General features: G+C 45.2%; 16 protein-coding genes. 12 read left to right on the top strand and 4 right to left on the bottom strand.

Features of this window, described 5'->3' with window-relative positions; genetic code table 11:
- Positions 1–510 precede the first annotated feature (510 nt).
- Positions 511–3,165 (top strand): glycosyl hydrolase family 28-related protein, encoded by a 2,655-nt coding sequence (locus ACFKSJ_RS05540; RefSeq protein WP_440951262.1) that lies wholly within the window; start codon positions 511–513, stop codon positions 3,163–3,165.
- Here the strand turns inward: ACFKSJ_RS05540 and ACFKSJ_RS05535 are convergent.
- The 3 genes from ACFKSJ_RS05535 to ACFKSJ_RS05525 all read right to left on the bottom strand — a co-directional run bounded on the left by ACFKSJ_RS05535 (position 3,106) and on the right by ACFKSJ_RS05525 (position 5,687).
- On the bottom strand, positions 3,106–3,492 hold the full coding sequence (locus ACFKSJ_RS05535) for a hypothetical protein (RefSeq protein WP_440951261.1): 387 nt from the start codon (positions 3,490–3,492) through the stop codon (positions 3,106–3,108). The two genes, ACFKSJ_RS05540 and ACFKSJ_RS05535, sit on opposite strands and share 60 nt — an antisense overlap.
- A 55-nt stretch (positions 3,493–3,547) precedes the next feature.
- A complete protein-coding gene (locus ACFKSJ_RS05530) occupies positions 3,548–4,438 on the bottom strand; it encodes a polysaccharide deacetylase family protein (RefSeq protein WP_440951260.1) in 891 nt (296 codons plus the stop codon).
- 337 nt (positions 4,439–4,775) lie between these two features.
- On the bottom strand, positions 4,776–5,687 hold the full coding sequence (locus tag ACFKSJ_RS05525) for a Gfo/Idh/MocA family oxidoreductase (RefSeq protein ID WP_440951259.1): 912 nt from the start codon (positions 5,685–5,687) through the stop codon (positions 4,776–4,778).
- A gap of 405 nt (positions 5,688–6,092) precedes the next feature.
- Here ACFKSJ_RS05525 and ACFKSJ_RS05520 point away from each other — a divergent pair, with 405 nt between their 5' ends.
- The 10 genes from ACFKSJ_RS05520 (at position 6,093) to ACFKSJ_RS05475 (ending at position 15,263) form a co-directional block, all read left to right on the top strand.
- Positions 6,093–6,359: a hypothetical protein gene (locus ACFKSJ_RS05520; RefSeq protein WP_440951258.1), complete on the top strand. Its 267-nt coding sequence runs from the start codon at positions 6,093–6,095 to the stop codon at positions 6,357–6,359.
- On the top strand, positions 6,356–8,089 hold the full coding sequence (locus ACFKSJ_RS05515) for a hypothetical protein (protein ID WP_440951257.1): 1,734 nt from the start codon (positions 6,356–6,358) through the stop codon (positions 8,087–8,089). The genes ACFKSJ_RS05520 and ACFKSJ_RS05515 overlap by 4 nt, the downstream gene beginning before the upstream one ends.
- The gene (locus ACFKSJ_RS05510) at positions 8,076–8,981 is read left to right on the top strand and encodes a DUF4350 domain-containing protein (RefSeq protein WP_440951256.1); all 906 of its coding nucleotides are present in this window, start codon (positions 8,076–8,078) and stop codon (positions 8,979–8,981) included. Before ACFKSJ_RS05515 ends, ACFKSJ_RS05510 begins: the two co-directional genes overlap by 14 nt.
- On the top strand, positions 8,965–9,120 hold the full coding sequence (locus ACFKSJ_RS05505) for a hypothetical protein (RefSeq protein ID WP_440951255.1): 156 nt from the start codon (positions 8,965–8,967) through the stop codon (positions 9,118–9,120). The genes ACFKSJ_RS05510 and ACFKSJ_RS05505 overlap by 17 nt, the downstream gene beginning before the upstream one ends.
- Complete coding sequence (locus ACFKSJ_RS05500) at positions 9,117–9,935, top strand: hypothetical protein (RefSeq protein ID WP_440951254.1); 819 nt, start codon at positions 9,117–9,119, stop codon at positions 9,933–9,935. The genes ACFKSJ_RS05505 and ACFKSJ_RS05500 overlap by 4 nt, the downstream gene beginning before the upstream one ends.
- Before the next feature lie 639 nt (positions 9,936–10,574).
- Positions 10,575–11,630 (top strand): glycosyltransferase family 2 protein, encoded by a 1,056-nt coding sequence (locus ACFKSJ_RS05495; protein ID WP_440951253.1) that lies wholly within the window; start codon positions 10,575–10,577, stop codon positions 11,628–11,630.
- Between the two features lie 184 nt (positions 11,631–11,814).
- A complete protein-coding gene (locus tag ACFKSJ_RS05490) occupies positions 11,815–12,417 on the top strand; it encodes a hypothetical protein (protein ID WP_440951252.1) in 603 nt (200 codons plus the stop codon).
- Positions 12,418–12,487: 70 nt separating this feature from the next.
- Positions 12,488–13,513 (top strand): lipid II:glycine glycyltransferase FemX, encoded by a 1,026-nt coding sequence (locus tag ACFKSJ_RS05485; protein ID WP_440951251.1) that lies wholly within the window; start codon positions 12,488–12,490, stop codon positions 13,511–13,513.
- Between the two features lie 167 nt (positions 13,514–13,680).
- The gene (locus ACFKSJ_RS05480) at positions 13,681–14,172 is read left to right on the top strand and encodes an acyltransferase (protein ID WP_440951250.1); all 492 of its coding nucleotides are present in this window, start codon (positions 13,681–13,683) and stop codon (positions 14,170–14,172) included.
- Positions 14,169–15,263 (top strand): DUF354 domain-containing protein, encoded by a 1,095-nt coding sequence (locus ACFKSJ_RS05475; protein WP_440951249.1) that lies wholly within the window; start codon positions 14,169–14,171, stop codon positions 15,261–15,263. The genes ACFKSJ_RS05480 and ACFKSJ_RS05475 overlap by 4 nt, the downstream gene beginning before the upstream one ends.
- A 370-nt stretch (positions 15,264–15,633) precedes the next feature.
- Here the strand turns inward: ACFKSJ_RS05475 and ACFKSJ_RS05470 are convergent, their stop codons facing one another.
- A complete protein-coding gene (locus ACFKSJ_RS05470) occupies positions 15,634–17,421 on the bottom strand; it encodes a hypothetical protein (protein WP_440951248.1) in 1,788 nt (595 codons plus the stop codon).
- Positions 17,422–17,900: 479 nt separating this feature from the next.
- Here ACFKSJ_RS05470 and ACFKSJ_RS05465 point away from each other — a divergent pair, with 479 nt between their 5' ends.
- The gene (locus ACFKSJ_RS05465; RefSeq protein WP_440951247.1) at positions 17,901–19,295 is read left to right on the top strand and encodes a glycosyl hydrolase family 28-related protein; all 1,395 of its coding nucleotides are present in this window, start codon (positions 17,901–17,903) and stop codon (positions 19,293–19,295) included.
- Positions 19,296–19,673: the final 378 nt, after the last annotated feature.

Genomic DNA, 19,673 nt, shown 5'->3' with positions numbered 1-19,673 from the left:
GTCGTAACCGTCGGAACGAGGTGATGTTCTTCTACGTCTCTGGTTTTTTTAAACAGGCTGAATTCTATCCTTTTTTTTTTCTTACCTTTAACATAAATAATTCTAAAATTAAGTGGGATCAAATCGGATTATTGACCGGGTGCGGCATCGCCGGTACTGCAAAGAAGATGCAATATGAGTCAGGGGATCTCTCTGAATGATTTGCAAGCGATTGTTACGTTGAAAATCTGAAAAAATTAAAAGAATTTTGTTGGATTTTTATTTGTATAATTGGTGGATGGAAGCGCTTCTCCCAGTCTAAAATTGGGGGTAGATTTTTTCTGTCGCCTCCTCGGTATTTTTTCATACTCCTCTAAAATCAGCTCAATCTAAGAATAAAAACCTATTTTGTCGATAATCTGACGAATTGTGCAATAATTAAGTTTAAATATATGCCATGCAGACTATCATGAGTAATTGCCTTGCACATCTGCAATGCCTTGTGGGGGCAATTCTTGGAGCATATCGAATATGAAAAAGCATCTCCTATTAATTGCACTGATTGCCGCAGTCCTGCTAATAGGACTGGCTGGAGCAGCCAGTGCAGCAAGCGTGACCGTTGCCGCAAGCAATAGTCAGGTAAAAACTTCGGCACAGTACGTCTGTGATGGATCCAATGATCAGACTGAGATACAGGCAGCCATCAATGCGGCGGCCTCAATCGGAGGTGGAGACGTTATTCTCCTTGACGGCACCTTCAATATCCGCGGAGATATCAACCTCATCAGTGGAGTGAATCTTATTGGTAAAGGTGCAGGTAAAACGACCCTGAAATTCGTCACCGAGGGTTCAGTTCAGGTCAATGGCAATAATACCATCCAGAAACTCCAGTTAACTGGACCAACAGGATTCTTTATAATCGGCAGTCATGTTAAGTTCAGCAATGTGACCGTCAGAGACTATTCTGCAAAGAAAGGTGCGTTCTTCATCTATGCAAATAACATGGCTCTGAGCGATTTCACCTTCACCACCTGTCGCGCAACCGACGGTTCATCGCCAGGATTTCTAAATTCAGGTCAGGGAACAACAAGCAGCATCTCTGGCATCACCTACTCTGATTGCAGTGCGATCAACGCAGGACGGGCATCTCAGCTTAACCCATCGGTTAGCGGCTTTGACCTCGCCCAGTCCACCTCCATCAGCAATGTTCTGGTCGAGAACAGCAAGGCAAATGGATGCTGGGAGTCTGGGTTCTACCTGGCGGAGGGCGTCTCAGCGAACAATGTAATATTCAGAGGATGCACCAGCAACAACAACGGACAGAAGAAGACTCAGGGAACTCCTACATCTGGCGCAGGGTTCTTCGGGGGCAACCCGACCGTACAGTTCATCACCTGCGTCTCGCAGGGCAACCTGAACGGGTTCACCATTAAGACTGGTGCAACTGTTGATGGATGCACGGACATTGGATCACAGAATGGATTTGTAACCACGGATAATTCAGGGATCCTGATAAAAAACTGCTGGTCTGATAAGCCAAAGCAGTGGGCACTCCTGGGGCTCAACTCCCATGACGTGACCGCTACTGAGTTCAAGGTCACAAACCCGAAAAACAATCCATTCCCAGCAATTCAGGTAGGAAACATACAGGATCCTTCCTATAATATGAACATTCAGATTGTAGGGGGCCCGACACTGACAACAGTGCCAACCACGGTAGCCACCCCGAAACCAACCACAATCCCAACAACTGTTGCTACCCCAATACCAACCACGGTAGCCACCCCGAAACCAACCACAATCCCAACAACTGTTGCTACCTCAATACCAACCACAGTAGCCACACCCAGACCAACCACAATTCCAACAACTGTTGCTACCTCAATACCAACCACAGTAGCCACACCCAGGCCAACCACAATCCCAACAACCGTAGTTACACCTACACCAACCACAATCGGGCCTGTAACCAATGCTGTTGATGCGGCAGCGTTTGCGAGTACCGCATACTCACAGGGGAATGCACGCCTGGCCCAGATGTTGACGGCCTATCGCGGCTGGTCGGTTCCTTCCCGACCTGACCTGGTCTCGATTGCCACGAACGCCCGGTCATCAGGGCTGAAGGGCGATGGCGTCACCGACGATACGGCTGCCCTCCAGTCGCTCCTCACCGGACTCCCATCCGGTTCGACGATCTACTTCCCCCCCGGCCAGTACCGGATCGATGGTCCGATCGGTATCAACAAACCGGTAACCCTGTTCGGGGAGGCGGGGACCGTCTTCAACTGTCAGAGAGCGACAGATGACGTCTTCACCCTGAATGCAGGCGGGTCGTCCACTTCGAAGATGAGTGGCGTCACCATCACCGGGCTTGTCATTGAAGGCCCCGGCATTGAAACCGATCCGGCGATGATCAACGCGTATTATCTCCAGAACTTCCACGTCTCGAATGTAAAGTTCCATAATATCGGGTATGCGGCCATCCGCCTGAACACGTGTTCGGCGGTCACCGTCGAAAAGTCGGTCTTTGACAATGTATTCCAGTCTGGACTGGGATATGGGGTCTGCATCACGGACCGCAGCGATCAGATCAACATCCATGACAACTTCTTTGTCACCAAAGGACGGCATGGTGTTGCAACCGGAACATCCAATCCGAACCTGCCTGCATCCAGTTATATTCAGAGCGTCACCGTCGAGAACAATTACTTTGAGTACACGACAGAACAGGCGGTCGACGCCCATATTCAGACCGCAGGACCCTATATCGTCAGGGGAAATGTGATGAACAACTGTGCCAGGGGAGTGGAAATCCGGGCCGGCACCTCAGAGATTACCAACAATGTCATGATCAACTGCAAAGGAGGAGTCGTCCTGACCAACGAGATGGTGAGCGCGACCAATCTGGGCACAAAAGTTGACAAGATCGTGAACAATATCATGATCAATATCCTCTACGAGGGCATCGATGTGGATCGGACCAATCTCCTGATCCAGGGTAATTATGTGAAGGGCACCGGGAGCGGGACGGCGATATACCTCGAACCCTTTGTCCCCAGCACCAGTAATATTATCGGAAACGTAGTGGATAGCTACACGCGGGGGTTCACGGCAAGCACGCCAAGTTCAACCAACGTGCTGGCGAATAATTTCATCAAGAGTGGCGGAAGTTATCAAAGCTTCTAATTTTTTTTTGAAGAGACCGCAGGCCTCTCCTATATCGACAATCAAGTATTTTGCTCCCTTTGGGCAGATCAGACTGATATTATCTCCAGAGTTCTGAATCATCAGGCATAATCTGATCGGCATCTGTCGCTTAATTGGATTTTTGGGAATAGTTGCGAGGTAACCGTGCTGATCTTTGCGTATCCTGAATGTAAAATAAACACTAATAATTCGGTTTTCTCTCTCATCTGATGCAGTATCCAAACAGCGTAGACAGTCTGGGTCATCTGGTGGACTTAGGTGATCGTGTGGATCAATACCGGGCACAAAAAATGTGATCGTCGCCACACATTGTCATTATCGTGCTGTCATATTCGCAATATCACCTATCGAGATCCCAGATTCACCCATCTCCACGAAATTTCTGCTGAACACTACCTGGAAAACGGTGGCAAATTTCATTGGGAGTTGAGAATACGGCTCCTAATCTCAAGGCATTCTGAATGAAGTAGTCCAATGACGCCACATAAGCAGGTGATAGCCTTCCAGGATGAGCTTGAAGAGTCATTACTCCCCCTCCCCTCTGTTTAAGCTCGATCAAGCATTCCGTCCAGATATCCCCTATCTTCGAAGATTCATCTGGAAAAAATCTGGGTCCCTGGGGGTCCACGACGAGTGCGTAGTCCGTGATTCCTTGTGTTGGAAACTCCAGCACCTTTGGTGTGATATAGTAAGGGAAAGGTGGAGAGTTGTTATATCGGTTATAGGCAGATGCAATGATCTTTAAAAAGGGTTTTACCCGTGAATACGATTTTGTATCCATATATCGTTTTTCGAAGAAAGGAATGCGTTTAAAAACTATCTCAAATCTTTTCTTGCTGCAGTCATATTTTAATCCGGCTTTTTCAACTGCATAATAGGTATTTTTATTATGACAATGTAATGGAGCCCGGAAACCTTCAATATCCAAACCAAAATTGTGAGAGAATGTCTTCATCATGGTTTTCATTCGCTCCATCTGGATAGATTTGGATTGGTGAAAACCCCTGTGGATGTCTCCATGCCCTCCAATCACATGTTGTTGCTTTACTATGTATTCAACGCGTTCAGGATACTCTTCTGCCGCTTTTGCAGTAATAAATAATTCTGCTTGAATGCGGTTTTTTTTAAGTACTGAGAAATAGCACTCCAAACAATCAATGGTTTCCAAGTAAAAATCATCAATATCTCCAGTAATACACACAATCAACCTGTCATTAACTGGTGTCTCCCTCTTTAAGCGCTTCTCGAACATGTGTTCCTCAAAAATCTCACAGTATCCAATTTTTTGACGTAAAATGCGGCATCAATCCCTGTATGAATTCTGAGTAATGAGGAGATGACCTCTTCCCATGGCATCAGCCCAGTGGCCCTGACATCCATTCAGGTCCCCCAGTTGATCGTTTCACAGATGATCTCGAGCATCGTTTTGGTGATATTTGGATGAACCGGGAAGGACATGACTTCTCCACAAAACAGTTCTGCAACTGGACAAGATCAGGTCATTTTGAATCAAGGTAAACCGGTTGCCTGTAGATGGGTCCCCGTCTGGTTAAAGAAAAAGGAAGATGTGAACTCATCATAAGAACCACTTATCCTGTTAAATTCAGCGATATCTTCTCTGCCACCTGCAGATCCAGCAATGCCTGTTCTGGTGTAACGAGGAATGGTTTTTTTGCTGCTGCACAGGAGAGGAACGTACTCAACTCCCGCCGTAATGGCTCCTGCTTGGTCACCAGCACCTTCTCAATAATGTTCTCCTGCATATAGCGGTTATTGTCGATATTGTACTGTCCGGGTTTTCGGTACACTGCGATCTCCTGGCTCATGTAATCACCTTCGATCGTGCAGTCCTCCTCTTCGATGTAGATGGAACGGATCTTCTTGGATGCCTTCCTGCTTGCTGACATGTAGACGGTTGTGCCGTTCATTTTGCACAATGCTCCACAGGCATCCACCGTACCGGAACTCTGCAACCGATAATTGCCATTGTTAAAGAGGTTGAAGACAACGTCAATGTCATGGATCATCAGATCCTCGACTACTGAGGTCCCAAATATCCGTGCTGATGCCGGATTATGTCTATTTGTTTCAATATACAGGGGCTTCTTGACCATTCGACGGATCTCATCAACAATAGGGTTAAAGCGTTCTATGTGGCCAACCCCCACCGTCAGGCCCTTGGGTATCAGGGGGAGCAGTTTCTTGGCCATAGCCGCAGAACTGCAGATCGGTTTCTCGATTAGGGCATGGACACTGGCAGCAAAGACTGCTTTAGCCACGTCATGGTGATACTGGGTCGGAACACAGATACTGACAGCATCAACCCTATCCAGAAGTTTTTCGACTGTTGAACAGGCTTCTCCCCCATTTGATTGCGCAACCTCAATCGCCGCTTTGGTGTTCAGATCAGTTACCCATAATGAATCGACCTGTTTGAGTTCAGAGTAAAGGCGGGCATGGTTCTTTCCCATGACCCCAACACCAATGACCCCGACATCCATTCAGGTCCCCCCTTTACTCATCTTGAAGATGGTCGCTGCATATGCATCGTCATCAGTGCCAGTTGGCGAACGAACGATAGGGAATTGTGTCATGGACATGCCTCACACCTGTGGCAGGTAATGGGATTAATCTATATAAATTTAACTCATCTCTCTTTTAATGCATAATTGACGCACATTGGGACATTCTCTTGTGTCCAAGTGATCCAAAAGACCATGGTGTTCTGTGCAGATGGAAGAGGGGAAGAGAACCGCTCATTTCAATCCAATCAGCCCTGTCGCATCGATTGAGATGTCTCTTATGAAGAATCCGCCTACGATTGATACAAAAACTAAAATAGATCTTGATCCTAAGCAACAAAACGATAGCATCTGAATTGATAAGGTCCGGAGGGTGGCCTCTTCATGGGATATACAAGGAAGGAAATTGCTGTAGTCGCTCTGACGATCTGGACCTTACTTATAGCCTTCTTCATGACACTCTCCGGGACGATAAATCTGGAGGTATTCTTTGTTTTCTGGCTGATGGGGTTGATTATTGCCGTTGAATTGACAAGCACTAAGTTCAGCACACCCTCGTCCTACCAGTACATTCAATATCTTGTCGCCGCAGGTATCGTGCTCTTTGGAATCATCGTTGCGATGAAAGTAAAGGGGATCCTGAACTTATGAAGGATCGAATAGTTTTAGGAATCGTTGCACTCTCCGCTGTTTTTGCGCTATTCCTCATCATTCATTTTGCCTCCGCCCCTATCCTGTACTCCCCCACATTAGCCGACAGTACAGGATCACATTTAAATCCAGGTGCCATGCAGGAGCTCCCGTTAGATAAATATGAGGAGATCCTGCCAATGATGCAGGATATCCTTGATCTGAGTGGATCGGTAGTCCACAACATGAGATATAACAACATTGATGTGGCTGATCATGATCTTAAGGAGTACATAGACCTTTCAAAGTCACTCGATCAGTTCGTGGTCAATCTGGATCTCTCTGATAGTGAACTTGAGGCCTGGCGACAGGAGAATTATGAAAATCGGGTAACCCTGACTCGCCTTGTTAATGACACAAAGCAGTTGGAAGATGTAAAATCTCTTGAGGCCAAGTACCAGAACCAAAATCAGTCTGGAGATTTGACTGCAATTATATCTGAAGAAAGTACCCTAAACCAGAAGATCAAACTGAATTCTCAGGCTTACAAAGGGGGAGCGAGCTCCTCATTAACCAATCTTTCTAAAAAATTCGATCTCAATACTGCAAGATTTGAGAAGAGCGCTGAAGATATGACGGTCATCAGTAAGACGGCAGGGCTGAGTGAGATATCTGCACCTCAAAACCATGGGGGAGTGCTCACCTTTTATCTATCCCAGACATCTGCAGCGTATGGTGAAGCTATCAACGCCTCTGGAATTCTGAAGGACCTGGGCGATGCCGACCAGATCATTGAGGTTGGGGTTGATAGAATTCCATGGAGCACTGTTACTCCAAACCCTGATCGCTCCTACGAGACCTCTCTCATGATCCGAAACATCAGTTCCGGCTCCCATAATGCATATGTTCGAAATGGTGCTTTTTTCGTAAAAGAAAGTGAATTTCAGGTTATTTCTTCGGATGTAACGATCACATTCGGGGAGGTGGGAAGAGATGGCACAAATATCATGGTATCTGGAACCCTCCGAACAGCCTCTGGAATACCAGTTGCTGGAGCTCCGATCAAGATAATCTGGGATAAAGTCGGCGTGATCCCCGTTCTCACCGATTTATCTGGAGTTTATCGTGCGAGTGTTGCCCTCCCGCCCGGAAATCATCAGATGAAGGCACGGTTCGAGAGTCCAGAGTTCCCCCTGAACCAGTCTGAGAGTCCAGAGATCTCTGTTGAAGCCCCAAATACAGCCCAGTCAATGGGAATGCAGATACTGACGTATCTGCTCCTTGGAGGGATCGTTCTGCTCGCATATAACGGTGCCTCCCGCTACCTCCATAGAAGAAGGGTCCGGCTCCCACAGATACAGGAACCGCAATCTGGTGGTCTAAAGACGGGAATTTCCCGTGATCCGACTCCTCCCGTGACCAGTCCGTGGGACGACACCTCCCAAGACGTATTGATTGAAGAGTTTCGGACACAATTTACAGATGAGCAGTCTTCAGCGATGCATATACTCTATAGAAACCTGAAGTCACTGACTGCACGCCATTATCCCAGGGCCTTCATCCGGGCACTAACGCCCCGTGAACTCATGCGTCTTCTTGAGAGGGATGGGGAGAGAGAGGATCTTCAAACGTTCATAGGGGAGTACGAAAAAGTCAGGTATGGTGGCCTTCGCCTCCCTCATGAAAGACAGGGACCCATCATCTCGTGGTTCCAGAGGATCCTCTCATGGTTTGGAGGTGACCGTCATTAAGACAGAAGAAGGGATTGCGGCAATCGCCATCGTAATTGCCATACTCTCCCTCACCTGGTATATCAGTACCGCACCAATGGACTTCAGCAGGTACAATGTCCAGTGGAACGGGACGTCAAAGTTCTTCGAAAAAATAGAGGCAACTGATGTAACTGATTATTCCACACTTAACTCCTTCAGTGGTGCTACGCTCCTTATTATCGCCCCGATCCAGGACTACTCTTCAGTGGAGGTTGAAGCGATCAGATCATTTCTTGTAAGAGGAAATGTTGTCATCCTGGCAGACGATTATGGTACAGGGAATACCCTCCTGCAGGGTATGCATAGTGGGATCACCCTTCTCCAGGACAATCTCTTAAGTATCGATACTGGATACAATGAATCGACTGCGGTACTCGCCTACCCATATCAAAGTCACACCCTTTTGAAAGGAGTCTCCACACTCTGTCTGAATCGCCCTTCCAGCATCCTCGGTGGAAACCCCCTGATGACGACGAGTTACCTGAGCTGGATCGATACCAATGGGAATCATCATGTCGACCGCGATGAGATGCTCGGGCGGTACACAATCATGGCTAATGAGACCTTTGGTGAAGGAGAACTTATTGTGATCTCTGATCCGAGCATCTTCATAAATGGTATGGTTGGTGGTGGGAATAGATGGAGTAACCAGAGATTTGTTGAAAACATTGTTGGGATTCGGTCACCTATCCTTATCGACACCCACCATTCTGCCACCGGGGAGGCGACAGCAATCCTTAACTGGTTCAACTCCATAAAAAAATTTCATTCTATAATGATTATCCTGATTGGGAGCCTGGTACTCATTATTGCCTGGGTATTTACTAAACGATCAAAAAAGAAGGTTCATAGGAATGATACAAGTAGATGAGGATCAGGTGACGCTTGCAGATGCGTATAGTGATATCCAGGAGCAGGTCAGGACGTTCCTTGTTGGAAACCAGTTGATTGTGGCACTGTTCAGCCTTCCAGAGTATAAATTGAAGAGAAAATTTGAGTGTTCATCATGAATGGAATTTTTGGAAAGAAAGAGAACCTCCTTCTGCCAGGTCTTCTCTTTAGTGTGTCCATTCTTCTGCTGGGAATTGAGATCATTCTGGGGCGAGGGGATCTTCCGAGTGCTGTCCTCGTCCTGGCCGGAGTCATCTGTTTCCTGACCGGCGTCCTCATCCTCATCCTTATTCAGCGATCGGGAATAGATCCTGAGTTGGTCAGTTATCTTGGTGTCGATCAGATCTTGAACCTCTCCAGGATGTTCACAGACCTCGGGATCCATGGAAATGCCTGTGTAGTTCTTCCAGATGCAACTGGTGGACCTATCATGCAATGGAATCCAGTCGGCCGATATGTCCCTTTTGCGCCAACTGGGGAACAGATCTTTATTCCGGGCCGGGAAAAAAACGGAGTATTTACACGCCCTGCCGGGAGCACCCTCTTCTACTATCTCCAACAGAACAATGGGCTTAAAATCCCCCTGAAAGAAAAGGAACTGTTCGCATGCATTAAGGAGGTTGGGGAAGACCTCCTTGGGATAGCAGATCGGGTTGAGGCCAATAGAACCGGAGATCAACTCGTCATCACCCTTGCCGGTACCTCCCTCTTTGCTGGCTGTGCCTGTGTTCAGCAGGAGTCTCCCCGGGGTTGCGAACTTGCTCCATGCGCCATCTGTAGCCTCATCCTCTGTATAATTACAACAGGATTCCAGCGTGGGGTTCAGATAGATAGGATTCAGCTTAACGAGTCAGAGCAGCGCATCACAGTTCTGCTCTCCATCCTTCCGGATAATCAGCAGAAGGATGGGGAACCACAGATGCTTCAGAAGTAATGTACTCAAGTAACCACTCACTGGATGTGCTTGAATCTCTGCTTAGTCCATTAAAAATTGCATTTTTTCATGAATGGAATCTAATTCAAGACATCTTTGAAATCGAGTTTCATCCCTGACTATTGTCTTTAAAAATCGAGGATATCCTGAGTTTGACCGCCCAAAGAAGAAGACACTACGTCAGGGTTGGTTTTTAGGTTGCTCGCCCACAACCGAATTCTCTCCTCAAATCTTTCGCAGATCAACGAGAAGAGAACTAAGACCGGATATTATGTTCAGATCTCGGTGACATCCGGGGTAAACTCCAGTTCAGGGGAGAGAAATTACTCAAAACGATCAATCATTCCCTGGAAAATACCAGATTGTGGAACATTGAATCTCGACAATTGGGCTTAACAGGGTCGGGGGTGGTCATTTTGTTGAAAACAAATCTGCTGCACGAATTCCTGTGATCTCATCCGACCCAGGACTGCGCTCTCACAATTACTGAAAGTGTTTAAATATTAATACGTATATTCCCATTCGTTCTGTAAGCCGTTTAGGGTCTCTTCCATTCATAGGGAAAAAATGGATTGTGCGATGTCCCTGTGGGCATCTGGCCTCTGGGGTCATTAACCGGTAGTTGAGAGGTGCTGTCGCATGGGTGTGGAAGGAATAATGATACTCGCAGAGAATGATGAGATTATTGTACGTACCGGGACTACTGTACCTCCCCCTATCCCAAAGGACAGAGAGTCTACATATCGAGGAAAACGGATTGCAGTCGTTGTACCGGCGTACAATGAGGAGTTACTTATTGGTGAAACACTCGCAAAAATCCCAGGTTTTGTAGCACGGGTGTATGCCGTGAACGACTGCTCGACCGATCAGACCCAGAAGATAATTGATTCTATTGCTCTACGTAACAACTTCCTCGTACCGATACAACATGAGGTGAATATGGGGGTCGGAGCCGCCATCGTAACTGGATACAAAAAAGCGCTGGAAGATGGGATGGATATTATCGCAGTGATGGCAGGAGATGACCAGATGGACCCGGCATTTCTCCCAGACCTCCTTGACCCCATTGTCGATAATAAATGTGATTACACCATGGGCAACCGGCTGATCGGCACCCCCTATCAGAAAGGGATGAGCACCTGGCGTTTCATTGGTAACAGTACCCTTACCATGCTCACCAAGATCGCTTCCGGCTACTGGCAGATGATGGATCCTCAGAACGGGTACACTGCGATCTCCAGGCGTTCGCTCGAACGTATCAATCTCGATAATGTGTACCCTCGCTATGGATACTGTAATGACCTGCTTGTCAAACTCAATGTCAATGGTTTTCGTGTCATCAATGTACCACATCCGGCACGATACGGTATGGAGAGATCTGGCATCAAATACAGCACATACATTCTAAAGGTTTCAAAACTCCTGCTATGGGACTTTCTCTGGCGGCTAAAGATGAAGTATCTTGTACTGAGTTTTCACCCGCTGGTGTTCTTCTATCTGGCAGGTGCAGTATTTTTCATCATCAGCGTATTTGGCGGTTTGTATTCGTTATATTATAAATTTGTGCAACATCAACCGATTTTTGTTCCTCTGGTATTGTCCCTCATTATCTTTGGGATTGGGTCACAGGCGCTCTTCTTTGCGATGTTCTTCGATATGCAGCAAGAGAAGAATGGGAATGGATGGTACGCATAATCTGGTGAACTAATTGAGCCATGATTTTACCCTTGAAAAATATGGAGAACTCTGCCAGGCTCTATTCAAGAGTGGCTACTCCCCACGATCAATCTGTGATTATCTCGAAGGTGGAGGGAGTAATGGCCGAAAAACAATTCTTATAAGGCATGATATCGATCGAAAGATCCTGACTGCCCTTCGCATGGCAGAATTTGAATATAGAATGGGTATCCGTTCCACCTACTACTTCCGGCACCCCCATACCTTCCAGCCTGATATCATCAAGGCCACCCAAGATCTTGGCCATGAGGTCGGCTATCACTACGAGACTTTAAGTAAGGCAAAAGGTGATCATGAGCGGGCTATTCATCTTTTTGAGAAGGAACTCGCCGCCTTTCGTGAGATTCCTAACTGTAAGATCTCAACGATCTGCATGCATGGTAGTCCTTTATCCCGGTATGATAATCGTGATCTCTGGATAACCCATAACTTTCGGGAGTTTGGGCTTCTTGGGGAGGCTTATCTGTCGGTTCGGGGCACACGATATTTCACCGATACCGGTCGGAGTTGGAACAGTAAATATTCAATCTGGGATGTGATGCCAGGTGGATCCGGACGGACAGCTCTGCCTCTGATAGAGACCACTGATGACCTCATCGGTTGGATCGGTTCCTGTGGGGAGGAGTGTCTTTACCTGACGGTGCACCCGGAGCGGTGGGCGTTGGATGAGGGGGAGTGGGCTATCGGATCAGTTTTAGATTTTATTAAAAATTCCGGAAAACGGGTTATTGCAGCGATGAGGTGAAGGACAGTGAATGAAGACACCTATTACATACGAGTGGTTTGTGTACCTCAGATTCCCTGGGAGAAAATCGATGGTAGAGATCGTCGCTAATGTAAATGATAATGAATGGAATCGATTTTTGCTCACTCAGAGCGATGCAACAATCTACCATACTCCAGAATGGAGGACGTTTCTGGAGAAAACATTCTCATACAAACCCCATTACCTTTTTGCTACTGATGAATCTGGACAGCTAACCGGATTACTGCCTCTCTTCTTGGTAAAGAGTAGAATAACTGGAAACCGATTGTCTGCAGTTCCATTTTCTCATCAATGTGGATGCCTGGGAGATGACACTGCATACAATGCTCTGATAGACGAAGCGTTTGCTCTAACCAAAAAATGCCATACTGAAATACTTGAAATAAAAGACCTCATTAATTCTCATAATTTTCAAGGGAGAAATGAATTTTGTACCCATATGCTGGAATTATCTCAAAACCCTGAGATGATCTGGAAAAATGTGCACAGAAATGCCCGTCGAAATGTAAAAAAATCAAAAGAAATAGGTATTCAAGTTGAGTCATCGTCAAACCATGATGATGTTAAAGATTTTTATGAAATAAATGCTATCACCAAACACAAATTAGGAGTTCCCTGTCATCCATTGAGATTTTACATAAATTTATTTTCGACTTTATCAGCTTATGTGCGTTTATTCATCTCTCGTTTGGATGGAGAGATGATTGGTGCAGGAATTATGGAGTATTATAAAGATCAAGTAATTTTTGGTTATAGTGCTGCAAACCCAGAGTATCTTCAATTAAGACCATATTATGCATTTATCTGGGCAAGCATTGAAGACGCATGTCTGGCTGGGTATCGAACCTATGACTTTGGTCGTACTTCCTATGATAATTCCGGGTTGATCCAGTTCAAAAGGAAGTGGGGGACTCTGGAAAGAGAACTGTATTACAGTTATTATCCCAGTTCCAGTCAGTCGATTGTAACTGATCGGAGCACCTCGCTCTATCGGTTAGAGAATTCAATCATTCGGACGATGCCGATGTCTGCGTATAAAGTCTTCAGTAATTCGGTGTTCTCGAGTTTTGGATGAATAATGCGAATTTTTGCCGATATTAACAATCCTGCGGGCGACATTTATTTTTCTCATTTTAGTCGAGAGATGAAGAAAAATTGTTGTGATGTCCTGGTCCCTCCGAGCGGGAAGAAAATTCTTCAATGTTGTTAAGATCAATTCTGATATAGGGGGAGAGATTCGAGATGAAAAATGGATTGACGGTTCAAAAGGTTTATAAAAAAATAATTCGTGCATTATCTAAATCTCCATTTATCAGTTCAAATTTTCGAATATATCTCCTAAAATTACTGGGTGTCAAGATTGGTGAAGGGGTCGTAATAAATGAGGGTTTTACCTTAGCGTGTGATATTGGATATGAATCAAATTTAACAATAGAAGATCGCGTTGCTTTTGGACCAAATGTAACCATTGTCCTTACAGCACATCCAAATAATTCAATCTTAAGAAGATATAAAGAAAAATATCCATTTCTTGAAGTTTTTGGAAAAGTACGCATCATGCACGACTCGTGGATCGGAGCGGGTGTCATCATATTGCCAGATGTGACCTTAAAGCAATATTCGATTATTGGAGCAGGTGCTGTTGTAACAAAGGAAGTATCTCCATTCTGTGTCGTTGCAGGAGTACCTGCCAGATTGATAAAGAGGATCGAGATCCCGGAGGACGCCGAATGAACATCTTAATCGGCGTAAACCATCCCGCTCATGTTCACATTTTTAAAAACCTGATTTGGAAGATGTTACAGAGCGAGTACACTGTCCTTGTAACCGCACGTAACAAGGAAGTCACGCTGGATCTTCTTGAAATATATGATCTAAACTATGTTTTAATTAGCGATGCGCAGTCTACGCCAATCTCAATTTTAAAAGAGGCGTGTTTTAGAACCAGAAAATTGTTACCTCTTATTAGGGAGTTTAAACCCGATCTTACAATCTCTCAAATGGATCCCTCATTGGCGTTTGCTTCAAAACTGATGGGGGTCCCCTACATCTGTACAGCAGATACAGAACATGCAACCGCATCAATTTTTGGAGCATTACCCTTTACTGATACGGTATTGACTCCATCCTGCTTTAGAAGAAGAGTTGGCTCAAAACAGATATTCTATAATGGTTATAAAGAACTCGCCTACCTGCATCCACATTACTTCACGCCCGATCCCACCGTCCTCACCGAGCTCGATCTCTCCCCGGACGACTGGTTCATCATTGTCCGTTTCGTCTCATGGAAGGCGAGCCATGACGTCGGGCAGCATGGCATCAGGGACAAGATCAGGCTTGTGAAGAAACTTGAGGCTTACGGACGTGTACTGATCACGTCTGAGGGAGAGATGCCCGAGGAGTTGCGGCCCTACCAGGTCCACATCTCGCCGGAGAAGATGCACGACCTGCTGTATTACGCTACCCTGTATATGGGGGAGGGGGCAACCATGGCTTCCGAGGCAGCAGTGCTTGGGACCCCCTCAGTATTTGTTTCGTCCCTTGCCGGGACGATGGGAAACTTCACCGAACTTGAGGAGACCTATGGTCTTGTTTACAGTTTCACCGACACCGAAGCAGCAGTGGGAAAAGCGATCGAGATCCTGCAGGACCCGGCGAGCAAGGAGAACTGGCGAATCAAGCAGAAGCGGTTGCTTCGGGAGAAGATCGATGTCACAGCATTTCTGATCTGGTTCATCCAGAACTATCCAGAGAGTGTTGTGGAGATGAAAGAGCACCCCGAGGTGCAGCACAGGTTCACCTCGTCCTTTGATCATGCCTCATGAGTGCATATGAAAACTTGTCCTCTCCTTCCTACAACGATCAGCATGCTGCTGGAGGAGAGTCCATGCGAGATCTCCCTGAGCTCCCGATTAATAGCACAGTATTGCTAAACCTGCCCCTCAAATCGCATTTACGTAGATATTTTGCGATATCTGAGTCAAATCATGTGCTTAGTTATTAAGCATATGAATTCCCCGTTCAAATTATAGAGATAGAGCCAATTTATTGATATATTTGATGGAATTGAGTAAATTAAAGAGTATTGTTCTGAGTGAAAGTGTATCATGTGCTTAAATTTCGGGAAGTCAGGGAGGAAGTAAACGGGTACTGCATATCAAGTAGGAGCTCTCGAAGGGTTGAAATGCCAATCTTTTACACAATATCAAATATTTCGATATTCGTGTTTTGATAAACCTTATTTATCGTTGGATCGTGTCTGAATCTGATAAAATCATCTGCTCCGTACCGGCCAACTTCCATATATCCTGGGACTTTTTGATAACGAAGTTCATCAACCGTTAACAGGATAATATAACTTTTTTGCCCTTCTTTGAGATTTATATTCGCAAATGTCCGACTGGATGAGTCATACCCAAAATGATCCGTGATTGGAATGTTATTGTCTGGTCTTCCAGGATAATCGAATAAATCCCGGAATCTTCCAATCTGACTAAAAGGAGCGATAAAATTCGCGTAATCACCTACCTCATAAAACCATGTCATCCCCTCAACTTCATTGTAAGTGAGTCCATCATTTGTCTTGAAAATATTCGGGGAGTCGAATACGCCAAAAAGGCTCAGGCTCCATATCCCGGTCAGGAGGAATATGAGCAGTATCGTTCGCCCGCAGAAATATTTGGTTTTTGAAAATATGATATAGAGGGATAGGGCGAATAGAGGAACCTGAGCATATACCATAAAATTCAAATTTGTGATACGATCTGGTTGATGAGATATAATGGGGTTAAGGAACAGAATACATTCAGCGAGCAAAAACACGATATAGAATATGGAAAAAAAAGCCATCTGGTTTTTTAGACGCTCTGATATTTTTTTGCGATTTATGTAAAGATATCCAAATCCCACGATGATGATCAATAATGGGATGAAATACCGTGAATAATAGACAAATAAGAGTTTTATTATTTTTATTAAGTCGATATTAATTTGTGCCAGTTTATCTGTTGTTTCAAATAGCACTGGTTCTGTAGTTTTTTGAATGAAACTCTGATATTGTTGTGAAAAATTACGAAGGAGGGAATTTGAATAGATGAACCAAGATAAAAAACCAATGAATAATACAATTAAGGGTCTGCCGGCATATCGGTAATCGCCATGGAAAATTCGATTGAGCAATCCGCCGGATACTGCCATTAGTATTAGTAGGGAAGAGACAAAGAAGACAATAAATGGGTGCATAAATGGAACTAAAACCGTTGGGATTAGAATGATTAGAGCATTTTCAGTTGTCGAGTTGTGAACGAAACGGCTCAAGATGAAAATATAGATGGGCATGTACGCAAAGAAAAGTGCATGGGGGACATTAAGAAAGTTATAGGGGCCAAGGTAGAGAATAAATGAAGCGAGTATCGATATTTTCAATATCATCTCTTCTTTTAGGAAGAAACGACAGCACATATAGAGTCCCCCGATAAGAATAAATGAGAAAATGAATGGCATCAGGAAGGCTGTATAATTTGCAGGCAGTCCTGTCAGAGTTGTGATGGTTGCACCGAGGATGGGGGCTGCAGGATAAATATCCCATCCCTGAAAGGAACCTGTTGTGCTGATATGAACATATTCTCCGATATAGGACATATCATCAGCACGTCCCATGGAATAATAACCTAGCATATACGGGATTATTAGAATGACTGCATGATTGATGACCAGTAATAACACACCAAGTTTTTTTATGACATCCTGTTTTGAAAACAACGCAATCGATGCGAAGAGGTAACAGAGTATCGCTGCTCCATAAAATGACAACGGGAGAACGGAATAAATATCTACAACATAACCAGCAGGTTGTTGAACAAACAGGATCTGAAGATTATTGACGGTCAGGCCGAAACCGACAATAAGAAGAAGCTTCCTGTATGTGTCCGGAAAGATCGAACAAAATTTTTCATCAATGGATTTTATTCCAATTTGAAACATATTTTTCGATCTCCAGTGAACAATATTACATCCTATTCTATTAATTTATCTGAATAGATCTTCTTCTCAGTTGAATAATCTCCTCTAGCCTTCAACTCTTCCCTGTCCTAAGATTTGAAAAGAAACCTTCTGCCTTCAGGATCATCCCCTGCCTGGATGCATTCAGGTCGCAAACTGCAGGTCAAACCCTTCCGTCTGCGGTAGGGCACAAAGATATGGATAGTGGCTATCCGCCAATCATCCTCGTAAAATCCTGGAATGGCTGACCCTGCGAGATTGCAGTCTCGACATCTTATGATCTTTAGGGATAGATTTAAATATTGAATTTCAACCTGATGCTCGTTTTTGATTCACAAATTGTATGTGTCGTAATCCGGCTATCTCTATCACTTGTTTTCTGGCATAAGAGGACATCTGTGTTATGCACCATAGCCGTTTTACAGAAAATTTTATATAGTATCGCGCGTAGTCTGGTGATGATGGTGATTGTAATGAATAATTATATCATATCTCTAATAACTGTGGTTGCAGTGTTTATGCTGCTTGTTACGGGTGCTTCTGCCGTTTCAGTTACCATTGAGAATGATCAGTTACAGTCTGGCCAATCAGCGACTGTCAGTGTACCGATTACAGTGCCGGCCACAATTGGATCTGTAACCAATGCTGTTGAAGCAGCTGCAGAAGCGAATACTGCATTCATTCAGGGGAATGCACGCCTTGCGCAGATGCAGCAGGCATACCATGCATGGGTGGTTCCTTCCCGACCTGACCTGGTCTCGATTGCCACGAACGCCAGGTCATCAGGGCTGAAGGGTGATGGCGTCACTGACGATACGGCTGCCCTCCAGTCGCTCCTCACAAAACTCCCATCCGGTTCAACGATCTACTTCCCTCCCGGCCAGTACCGGATTGATGGTCCGATCAGTATCAACAAACCGGTAACCCTGTTCGGGGAGTCGGGGACCGTCTTTGACTGTCAAAAAGCGACACAGTATGTCTTCACTCTGAATGAAGGAGGCTCGGCCACGTCGACGATGAGTGGTGTTACCATCACCGGGCTTGTCATTGAAGGCCCCGGGATTGAAACCGATCCGGCGATGATTGACGCGTACTATCTCCAGAACTTTAAGGTATCCTATGTAAAGTTCCATAATGTCGGGTATGCCGCCATCCGCCTGAACACGTGCACTGATGTCACGGTTGAAGAATCAGTCTTTGATAATGTATACCAGTCCGGACTGGGATATGGGGTTTGTATCACGGATCGCAGCACTCGGATCAACATTCATGACAACTTCTTTGTCACCAAAGGACGTCATGGTGTTACAACCGGAACTTCCAATCCGAACTTGCCTGAGGGAGATTATATTCAGAGTGTCACTGTCGAGAATAATTACTTTGAGGAGATGACAGAACAGGCGGTCGACGCCCAAATTCAAACCACCGGACCCTATATTGTCAGGGGGAATGTGATGAATAACTGTGCCCGGGGAGTCCAATTCTGGAATGGTACGGCAGAGGTCACCAGCAATGTCATGATAAACTGTAAAGGTGGAGTAGTATTAACGAACGAAAACGTGGACCCGAATAATGTGGGTTCCAAAGTTGATAAGATCCTGAACAATATTATGATCAATATGCTCTATGAGGCAATTGATGTGGACCGGACTAATGTCCTGATTCAGGGGAATGTTGCAAAAGGCTCGAATGACGGATCGGGAATCTATCTCGAAGCATATGTCCCGAATTCCTGCAATATATTCGGAAATGTACTGGAAAATTATACCTATGGATTCCAGGCAAGTATGCCAAGTCCAGTAATTTCATTGATAAATAATTATATCTGGAGTGATGGAAGTTATCAGAGTTTTTAGATCCAGTACCGCATCCTCCTGAAGAGGTTTCCGATCCTGTCGGGAGCGTCAGATCTTGGAGGATGACAAAGAATACCTACATCCGTGCAGACTGACCCTGTTTGGATTCAATAAACAGGGACAGATTCTGTATTCTGGAAAAATTTCGCATCCTGAAGAGGACTGTACTCGTGCTGTTGTTTCGGATTGAGTGCCGGAGTGATGATGATATCATAAGAACCTGTATTCAACCAGGAATTGCGGAAAGGAGAAAGTGGGTTATGATGAGGTCGTAAAAAAAAATTTGATCACGGGTTCATCGGCGTTTAGTAGGAAATGCAAAAGAATGTGTATGGAGAAGAGGATTTGATCGGTTGGACCTGTGACTTTTGAGGTACT

Origin of the sequence: Methanosphaerula subterraneus, from assembly GCF_052055875.1 — an archaeon.
Taxonomy (GTDB): domain Archaea; phylum Halobacteriota; class Methanomicrobia; order Methanomicrobiales; family Methanospirillaceae; genus Methanosphaerula; species Methanosphaerula subterraneus.
This window is presented reverse-complemented; position numbering and strand designations above follow the sequence as displayed.